The following is a 10,673-nucleotide window of genomic DNA, read 5'->3' on the forward strand; positions in this document are numbered from 1 at the left end:
CGTCAGCAACACCGCCAGAAGTACCTCACCTACCGCTGACCCCACTCCGGGCAACAACGAAGCTACAGTCACCACACTTCTGACTCCAACTCCAACTCCCAACCAACCGCCAGTTGCCACCAATGCGAACTCCAGCCTTGGGCCCAACAGCAGCCAGTTAGTCACAGGATTGGGAGGAAGCGACCCCGACGGGTCGATCGTCTCTTACACCATCAACACCCTGCCCCCAGCAGACCAAGCAGTCCTGTTTTTAGGAGATCCAGCCAACGGTGGCGTTGCGGTGACACCCGGTCAAGTCCTGACTCCGGCACAGTTGCAGCAACTGTTTTTCTTGACGACGGGCAACTTTACAGGAACCAATTTCACCTACAGCGCTACAGACAACAGCGGTGCTATCAGTCCAGCCGCTACCGCTACTGTGGCTGGACTCATAGCGCCCACACCAACTCCACCAACTCCACCAACTCCAACTCCAACTCCAAATCCCAACCAACCGCCAGTTGCCACCAATGCGAACTCCAGCCTAGGGCCCAACAGCAGCCAGTTAGTCACAGGATTGGGAGGAAGCGACCCCGACGGGTCGATCTTCTCTTACACCATCAACACCCTGCCCCCAGCAGACCAAGCAGTCCTGTTTTTAGGAGATCCAGCCAACGGTGGCGTTGCGGTGACACCCGGTCAAGTCCTGACTCCGGCACAGTTGCAGCAACTATTTTTCTTGACGACGGGCAACTTTACAGGAACCAATTTCACCTACAGCGCTACAGACAACAGCGGTGCTATCAGTCCAGCCGCTACCGCTACTGTGGCTGGACTGATAGCGCCCACACCAACTCCACCAACTCCACCAACTCCAACTCCAACTCCAACTCCCAACCAACCGCCAGTTGCCAACTCCACCAACTCCAGCCTAGGGCCCAACAACAGCCAGTTAGTCACAGGATTGGGAGGAAGCGACCCCGACGGGTCGATCGTCTCTTACACCATCAACACCCTGCCCCCAGTAGACCAAGCCGTCCTGTTTTTAGGAGATCCAGCCAACGGTGGCGTTGCGGTGACACCCGGTCAAGTCCTGACTCCGGCACAGTTGCAGCAACTGTTTTTCTTCACAACGGGCAAATTTACAGGAACCAATTTCACCTACAGCGCTACAGACAACAGCGGTGCTATCAGTCCACCCGCTACCGCTACTGTGGCTGGACTGATAGCGCCAACGCCCACACCAACTCCAGCACCAACTCCAGCACCAACTCCAACTCAAACACCAACACCAACTCAAGCACCAACTCCAGCACCAACACCAACTCCCGCACCAACTCCCGCACCAACACCAACTCAAGCACCAACTCCCACACCGACACCACCACCGATTCTGGGAAACCAACCGCCAGTTGCCACGAATGTCAACTTCAGCATTCCGCCCAACAGCAGCACGTTAGTAATGGGACTGGGAGGAACCGACCCAGACGGGACGATCGTCTCTTACACCATCACCACTCTGCCACCTTCTAACCAAGGGCTGCTATTTTTAGGAGATCCAGCCAATGGTGGCGTGGCGGTAACAGCAGGTCAAGTGCTCACACCAGATCAACTTCAGCAGTTATTTTTCCAAGCCACAGGCGACTTTACCGCAGCCAATTTCACCTACAGCGCCACCGACAACAGCGGCGCTACCAGCCCTGCTACTGCTACTGTTTCTGGCTTTCTTCCAGGGCCCAACCAACCGCCAGTTGCCACCAATGCTAACTTCAGCATTCCGCCCAACACTACGTTAGCCAGAGGATTGGGAGGAACTGACCCCGATGGGACGATCGTCTCTTTCACAATCACCAGTCTGCCACCCTCTAACCAAGGAGTGCTATTTTTAGGAGAGCCAGCCAATGGCGGCGTGCCGGTAACACTAGGTCAAGTGCTGACGCCAGCAGAGAGCCGGCAGTTATTTTTCCAAGCCACAGACGACTTTACCGGAGCCACTTTTACCTACAGCGCCACCGACAACAGCGGCGCTACCAGCCCTGCTACCGCTACTGTTGCTGCTGTCCTAGTTGCGACGCCAACTCCGACGCCAACTCCAGCGCCGATTCCGGCGCCCATCTCAAATCCGATCGCCGAACCAGATACTGACTGTTTGTGTCAGCCGATTATTGAAAAACCGGGAATTAACTTTGCGCCGCCGCAGCAACCACCTGCTGTTGGATTTGTCCGACCTATTTCACCATTTTCAGAGGGACAAACCACCAAAGGAACCGACGGCGGTGACTTCATCGTAGACACCAAAGGCAACCAAAAAATCGTCGGTTTTGAAGGCAACGACCTGCTTTTAGGTGAAGACGGCGCGGACGAAATTTACGGCAACGAAGACAATGACAGGATTTTTGGGGGCATTGACACCGATATTGTTTACGGAGACGAGGGCAACGATATCGTATTTGCAGGCAAACAGAACGACTGGATTGCCGGCGACTTAGGCTCTGACACCCTGTTTGGAGATCGAGGTGCGGATACGATTCTCGGAGACACCGGGCAAAACAACTCCCAGAGTCCTGACGATGCTCGCGATTTGATTTTCGGAGGCGAGGGTGCAGACATCATTAACGGCAACGAGGGCGACGATACCATCCATACCGGCAAAGGTGACGATATTGCCCTTGGAGGTAAAGAAAATGACCTGATTTGGGGCGAACTCGGCTCCGATACGTTGTTTGGTGGCATCGGCTCCGACAGCTTGTTTGGGGGCATCCGCGACCAAAGGGCCAGCGACTCCGAGGGACGCGACTTACTGTATGGAGGCTTCGGTAACGACTTCCTCAACGGTCAACAAGACAACGATACGCTGGTTGCAGGCAAAGATAACGATCGTGCTTACGGAGGTAAAGGCAATGACATCATCTACGGTCAATTAGGCTCCGATACCCTCTACGGCGGCGAAGGAGCCGATACTCTGCTCGGCGACAGTGGCAGTTCCCAGTCCATCGGGGATCTCGGCGAACAAGACTTAATCTTTGGGGACAGCGGCAACGACATCATCGGCGGCGGCCACGGTAATGATACCGTGCAAGCAGGTAAAGGCAATGATTGTGTTTGGGGTGGCAAAGATAATGACCTGATTTGGGGCGAGATCGGCTCTGATACCCTTGTCGGCGACAGCGGCGACGACACCATGTACGGCGGTGCTCGAAGTCGAGCTCAAGATGTTGGCGGCCAGGACTTGCTCTTTGGTGGCATCGGTGCTGATGTGCTGTTCGGGGATGAGGGTGACGATACCATCAGTGGCGGTGAAGACAACGACTTGATTTACGCCGGCAAAGCTAACGACCTCATACACGGAGATCAGGGCGACGACTTGATTTACGGCGGTGAGGGCAGCGATGAGATCTGCGGTGACGAGGGCAGCGATACCATCTATGGCGATCGTGCTGATAACCGGGCTTTCTCGGTGGGCGCAAACGACCAGCAAGACTGCATCAACGGCGGTGAGGGCGATGACTTGCTTTACGGCAACGAAGGCCAAGATACTATCAACGGAGATGCTGGCACCGATACCCTGATTGGTGGTAAAGATAACGACCTGCTCAATGGGGGCGCTGGAGATGACTGGCTGTTTGGCGACTTGGGCGATGATACTTTAATTGGAGGTATTGGGAGCGATCAATTTGTGTTGAATGGTGAGGGCGGCACTGATACTGTGATTAACTTCGAGGTAGGCGTCGATAAGTTTGTTTTGAGCGACGGGCTAAGTTTCCAGCAGTTGCAATTTAGTGCCACTCCGAACGGTACGTTGCTGCGAGTAGCAGGAACCGATCGGGTTTTAGCGAATCTCGTTGGGATTAACGGGGCGATCGGCTCCTCGGATTTCCTACCAAATCTCTCTGAGCTCTAGAATTGGCGGCGAAAGTCTCCTGTTCCGGCGAACAAAACGCCACAGCAGATCAGAACTTCTGTGGCGTTCCTCACAATACTCAATCCGGGTTAGAAACTTGTAGCGATCGGCCCTTGACATCGCTCTTACAGTTGCCTTTTGTCCCTCTCTAAAATGCTAAAAAATAAAGGTGTATTCAAGCCTGATTTGGTATAATATCAAATCTTTTAGCATCGGGATTATTCATGAATCTATTATCTTTAGCGGCGTGAATTATCGTCAATTCCTTGTCATGTACGGTTAAGAAATTATCTTTTTTTTAGGGCAGATACAGGCAGATAAACACAGATTAACCCAGATTAATTATATTAATTACTATTGCAACTTCCGTGATTCTTGACGGGTTTTTACGTCTGAGGAGGATACGGGAGTTGATATAACTTTGTATGGGGTTTTTCAGGTGTTCCCAGGTACACAAGGGTGGGTAGCTCAAGTGTTTACTACCAACTAATTGTAGTGTGTTGTGCGATCGGGCGTAAGAGCAAACTAAAAATTATCGATAATTCCCCATTCCCCGTTCCATTGATTCACAATAGAAGGAAAGAAGAGATACACGGATAGCTATTTTTTCTTTTTTCCTGCTTCGCCCCAATTCCCCATGATCAATTCCAATAATTAGCTTAAGATAGCGAAATCTGCTTGCGTAAAAACAGCCGGCGCGGCTGACCGAACAGCCAACCAGTCCAATTCCAATCCACCTGTTGCAAGCGATAGCCGGCTTGATAGTACAACTGTCGCGCCGCGTGATTATTTTCCAGAACGTGGAGGTAAATCTCAGAAAATCCCCATTCTCTGGCTGTCTCCTCGCAGTTGCTGAGCAATTGTTGAGCAACGCCCTGTCGCCGATAGTCCGGGTGAACGGCTAAATTCGACAAATACGGATAGTCAGAACTCGGTATTTGCCAAGGAAAGCGAGAACGCAGAGCCATTTCTACTGTTCCTGCCATGCGCTGATCTCGGTGCGATCTATAATTCTGCGTTCCCTCCTCGCGCGAGACTAGCTCAGCAACCAGACAAATGTAATGTTCTGCCTTAGAACGCAGTCGATTTTTTAAATCTTCGTAAATGCCCAAACGCAACACTGGATACACCCATTCTACCAACCCCTCGCGGGAGTGAAAACTCATGGCTAAAATATCCGCTAGCTGCGTCAAATCGTTGGGCGCAGCCACCCGGATCGAAAAACCAGAAAGTCCGGGAGTTTGTTGTTGGTGAGATGGTGAGGAAAAAAATGAAGGATTCACAATGCCAGGCCACTATATTAATTTTTTTACGCGGGTTTCTAAGCTACCCCTCTTAGAAAATTCACTGATGTTATACTGATCTTATAACGTAACTTATAGGCAGAGTTTATTAGCCAGATTAAATTACATTTTTTTGTGTTTGACTTTAAGTAGTATTTGAGGTAAATGGAAAATTTTTAGAATTTAACCCTCTACTTATGAAAAAATAAAACTCATCCCCTAATACTAGATTTGTGGATAAGCTATTTGGCCTTTAAATTGAAGCTTGATCCCTGGCTTTCGACCAGCGTCACAAGGGTTTAAGTAAACAGTAGATTACAAATTAAAGGCGCGACAGCTTAGCGGGCAAGGTATTAAAAACAATCACAAAGGTTTTAACGTCAGGTTCCCGGAATCTTACCGCTCTCTGCTTACGGAAATACCCGATCGAATATAATTTATTCGTCAAGCGGTAGTTGAAAAACTCCACGACTGATCAGACTAACACCGGGCGCGCTGGCGCGTCGGATGTTCACCGCCGCCCCCCGACCTGACACCCCAGCTTTCAGCAGTTGTGGGCAATCCATCGCCCGTCCCCGATCGAACCGGCCTTACCTGTTGAGCTAGGGGGTACTTTCCCAACTTGCAATTTAAATTTGGATGCCTGGAAACAGTCTGCAGGGGTTTTCCCCGTCGGTTCGATACTCTGCGGCGCGGGAGCGAGACCTTCAAAACCTCGATCGAGCTGATTGACCCTGCCCAAAAACCGATACAAGCCACCGACACTCGTCGGGGACAGATAAAAATTTTAGACCCTAGTTCAAGCTCCCCAATTCATCTGTGGAGTAAATCTAAAATCTAAAATCTAAAATCTAAAATCGACTGATCGGTTTCCACAGAGTACATCCCTAGCTAAGATTAACAGATGGATGCTCGAGCTTGCGGTGTTTAGCCACAGTAATTGGCTTGGGCGTTGGTCTGCAGGAGGCAAAAAAAATGCCGAGATCGGGGAAAAAAGTGCAAGTCTAACTAAAATGGTACAGCAATTGCGTCACTCCCACAGACACCTCTGTGGTCTGTGGGCCACCCCCGAATATCAGTCAGGGGATCCGCGCCGGATTGTGGTCGGTATCCTTGGCTGACTGTTAAAGTTGCTGTTACTTGTAGGAAAAAACACAGGCGAAGATGTTGGTTGTCTATTGTATCTTGCTGCGGGCAGCTTTCACATACCAAATAAAACAGTCCCAGGAGCCAGGATCAAACATAAATTTTGCAAGTCAACTCACAATCAGGACGGTTATTCCTATGTATTCTGAGATATCCAGACGGCAGTTAAAATGGCCAGATTTGTGTTTGCTCTCCTGCTGCATAAAGGTAAGGGGTGAAAGAAAATTATCGGGAGACGAGTTTATGTGAATATCATTAAATAATAAAATTGGGGTGCACGACAGATAACTGTGGCTCAGAAGAATTCCGAATTGAAAACCCAGACATCAAAAATCAAGGTTGATGCTTGCCTCGCACACTCACAACAACTTCATATCCACGAATTATTGTGATACTTTTTTCCCAAAATAATGGCACTCTAGGCAAAATCTCAACCCTTAGGTCATCAGCCATTCGCAATCGAAAATCGAAAATCGAAAATCGAAAATGGTATGACTTCTGCACTTTGAATTGGCGAATTCTTCCTTTGATCAGACTTATTAAATCGAACAGCCCCGGGGCACAGGAGAACGGTGCATGAATTCCCAAGAAAATCCTAAGCTAAAAATTCTGATCGTCGATGACGAACCGGATAACCTCGACTTGCTTTACCGCACCTTTCATCGAGACTACAAAGTGCTCAGAGCCGAATCTGGCCCCGCTGCCCTCGAAATTTTGGCAAAAGAGGGAGAAGTTGCGGTGATTATCTCCGACCAGCGAATGCCAAAAATGAGCGGTACGGAGTTTCTCAGCCTGACGGCGGCTCAGTACCCCGACGTGATCCGAATTATTTTAACTGGCTATACGGATGTTGAAGATTTAGTTGAAGCTATTAATGCTGGCAAAGTATTCAAATACGTTACCAAGCCTTGGGATGCTCAAGAGCTGATAAATCTTGTCAGTCAAGCTGTTGAGACTCACAATCTTCTGAAAACGCGCACCAATGAACTGCGCCGTGCTTTGAGCCAAGAATCGCTGCTTTATGCCGTTACCAATACTATCCGATCGGCTCCCAATTACCAGCAAATGCTGCAAAGAATTGTGGAAACTGTCGGGCAGATGTTTGAGGTGAGTTGCTGTCTGCTGCGGCCGTTCCAAGACGGCCAAGTTGCCGATGAGTGGTTCGTTTACCAGAAGGCAGAAACTCAAGGGTTGCGGGGCGATGAGGAAGCGATGCCCGGAGATGCTTCTGCTGCCGAACTCTCCCCGGATTTGCTGCCGGATTTGGTTTGGGAAACTCTGGATGTGGAGGTGATTCAAGATGCCCAAACTGACGATCGAGTTTTAAACTCGGATAATCAACAACGACAGCAGGCTTACGAAGCTGCGAATATTCGATCGAGCTTGATCGTACCGCTGTTTTACAAAATCGAACTGATGGCAGTCTTGGCGCTGCACCAGTTCGATCAACCGCGCCAGTGGCAAGACCACGAGGTACAGTTGGTAATTACGGTGGCAGACCAAGCGGCTTTGGCGCTTTCTCAAGCCCGAGCTTACGAACAGGTGCGGGCGCTGGCCAAGCGCGAGGCCTTAGTTAATACTATTACTACGGCAATTCGATCGAGTCTCGATCCCCAAAATATTTTTGCAGCCATTACTCAACAACTCGGCCAAGCTTTGCAAGTTGACGGCTGCGCCCTATCTCTGTGGACAGAAGATGATGAATACGTGCAATGCGTGGGGCTATACGACACAGATAGGGATACCGTGGCTGTAGAACAGGGTTTTATTGACAATCCAGAGGTAGTTGCGAACCCTCTTGGCTACGAGACGACTTCTGCCGATGCTGCTGAGAACACTCGCGCCTGGGTTTTTGCCCATCCTTCTTTGCCACAGTCTTTGGTGCCGATTCGGGGCAATCCGGTGTTGCTGCAAGTTATGGTATCAAAAGAGCCGGTGGCGATCGAAGATCTCGATGAACACCCGGAGTTAAATGTTACAGAACTGCAAGTTCGATCGCCAGCCCGCGCCCTGTTAGTCGTTCCCTTACTCTCAGAAGGCAAAATCATCGGCAGCATTTCCCTGCGCCAAAATCGCAGCATCCGCCGCTGGAACATCTCAGATATTGACCTGGCTCAAATAGTCGCAACTCAAGCGGCTCTAGCCGTGCAGCAGTCGCGCCTCTACCAGACTACCAGACAGCAGGCAGAACGGCTTCTGGAAGCCGATCGGCTCAAAACCGAATTTTTCCAAAATATCTCCCACGAGTTCCGCACCCCTCTAACTCTAACTATCGGCCCTCTAGAATCAGCTTGCAGGCGCCAAGAAGACTTGCCCTACGAACAAGCCGTAATCGCTTTGCGTAATTCCCGCCGCCTCCTGCGCTTGGTAAATCAACTGCTGGACTTGCAGCGGCTCGATGCCGGACGGATGCAGCCGAGTTTCCGCCCCTGCGATTTAGTCGGTTTCTGTTACTCTACCGCAGAGTCGTTCCGCGCTTACTGTGAGAAAAAAGGACTGCACTTAATTACCCAACTGCAAGAATGTCCTTTACTTTATTTGGATCTGGAAAGATTTGACAAAGTTATTTACAACCTGCTATCAAATGCTGTCAAATTCACCCCAGAAGGCGGAACTATCACCCTGAAAGTTGAATCTGCCGGCTCTCACTGCTTGTTGCAAGTAAAAGACACGGGTATCGGCATTCGCACCGAACAAATTCCCTATTTATTCGAGCGCTTTCACCAAGCCGAAGGTTCTGCTAGCCGTTCCTACGAAGGCAGTGGCTTAGGTTTGGCACTTGTCAAAGAATTAGTCGAACTCCACGGCGGTCAAATTTCAGTTGAGTCAGTTTACGGCGAAGGTACTACTTTTACCGTTTGGCTGCACTTCGGTTCGACTCACTTGCCCCCGGAACAGGTACTAGAAATACCTGCGGAGTTTCACTCATCGAAAGCTGCGGTGGAACTGGCAGATGTGGAGGCGGATTTGTCGGAAAATGAGGCAGAAAATCATAACTTTGAGGCGCTCGAACCGATCAGATCAGAAACAGCAGTGGGAACGGTTTTGGTAGTTGACGACAATCCAGATTTGCGCTTTTATGTGTCGGCAATTCTGCGAGATTCCGGCTTTGCAGTTTTGCTCGCCCGCAACGGACAAGAAGGGTTTGCCGTGGCTAAAAAACGCCGACCAAATTTAATTATAACGGATTTGATGATGCCTTTGGTCTCGGGTTTGGATTTGATTCGGATGATTCGAGAGGATGAGGAATTGCAGGGAACTCCGGCAATTTTGCTGACTGCTAAAGCCGACGAAGATACTCGAATTGAAGGAGTAGAACGGGGTGCTGATGCTTATTTATCCAAGCCTTTTAACGATCGAGAATTGTTGGCGGAAGTGCGGAATTTGATCGCCCTCAAACAAAACGAGCGCCGAGTGCAGCAGTTGAACAGTTATTTAACTGAGTCGGTGCTACGCCGATTTTTGCCGCCGGCGATGGTGAAGGCCGCTGCGGCTGGAGAATTGGCATTGGATTTGCGCCCGGAACCGCGATTGATTACTATTTTGTTTAGCGATATAGTCGGTTTTACTCAAATGGCAAATACGCTGCGCTCGCGCCGGGTAGCTGAGCTGTTGAATGAATATTTGGCGGCAATGACTAAGGCTATTTTTGACAGTGGCGGTACGGTGGACAAGTTTGTTGGAGATGCGGTAATGGCTTTCTTTGGCGCGCCGGAGGAACTAACGCCTAACGAGCAAGTACGCCGCGCTATCGCTGCTGCAAGGCAAATGGTGCTATCTCTGAAGGAGCTTAACAAGGGCTGGTTAGAGCAGGGAATTGTTGGGGAAAATGGGGTGCCTCCGGTGCGGTTTCGCTGCGGAATTCACCAGGGTACTGCGGTGGTGGGGATGTTTGGCGGCCCTGATCGATCGGATTATACTGCGATCGGGCCGAGCGTGAATATTGCCGCCCGCTTGCAAGAGGTGACGGAACCAAACACGGTGCTAATTTCGGCGGCGGTGGCAGATTATGTTGAGGAAAATCGCATTGTTAAATATAAGCCTTTGAAACTAAAGGGGATTGATGAAACGGTATTGACTTTTTTACTCAATTGTGATTAGTCATTATAAGTATTATATGTGGATATCCCACGCACAATTTCGGGAACAACCTATTCCTAAATAAGTAGGGGAGCGGCAAAATATGTATGTAGTCCAAAGCGATGGTCACTCCGTGAAATAATCCTTAGAAGCGATATTTTATGAAAACAATCGCCCGATTGATGATAGCTTGACAGTCGCACCTACTTAGGGCTTGCTGAATAAGCCTAAAACCCTTACCTCAAAAGACTTTGACTCGCGTTCGGCGTTGACAACGTGTAAGA

General features: G+C 49.9%; 4 protein-coding genes. 2 read left to right on the top strand and 2 right to left on the bottom strand.

Annotated elements, in window-relative coordinates:
- The coding region (locus QUA70_RS26955) for an Ig-like domain-containing protein (RefSeq protein WP_333350880.1) at positions 1 to 3,880 on the top strand (3,880 nt) is incomplete at its 5' end.
- 659 nt (positions 3,881 to 4,539) lie between these two features.
- Here QUA70_RS26955 and QUA70_RS26960 read toward each other — a convergent pair.
- Together QUA70_RS26960 and QUA70_RS26965 are read right to left on the bottom strand one after the other, a co-directional pair.
- Entirely contained in the window at positions 4,540 to 5,163 is a 624-nt protein-coding gene (locus tag QUA70_RS26960; RefSeq protein WP_333350878.1) for a GNAT family N-acetyltransferase, read from the bottom strand.
- Between the two features lie 480 nt (positions 5,164 to 5,643).
- On the bottom strand, positions 5,644 to 5,784 hold the full coding sequence (locus QUA70_RS26965) for a hypothetical protein (RefSeq protein ID WP_333410752.1): 141 nt from the start codon (positions 5,782 to 5,784) through the stop codon (positions 5,644 to 5,646).
- A gap of 1,101 nt (positions 5,785 to 6,885) precedes the next feature.
- Here QUA70_RS26965 and QUA70_RS26970 point away from each other — a divergent pair.
- Positions 6,886 to 10,410, top strand: a complete 3,525-nt coding sequence (locus QUA70_RS26970; RefSeq protein ID WP_333350876.1) for a response regulator — start codon at positions 6,886 to 6,888, stop codon at positions 10,408 to 10,410.
- Positions 10,411 to 10,673: the final 263 nt, after the last annotated feature.

Source organism: Microcoleus sp. LAD1_D5 (genome assembly GCF_036702115.1).
Classification (GTDB): Bacteria; Cyanobacteriota; Cyanobacteriia; order Cyanobacteriales; family Microcoleaceae; genus Microcoleus.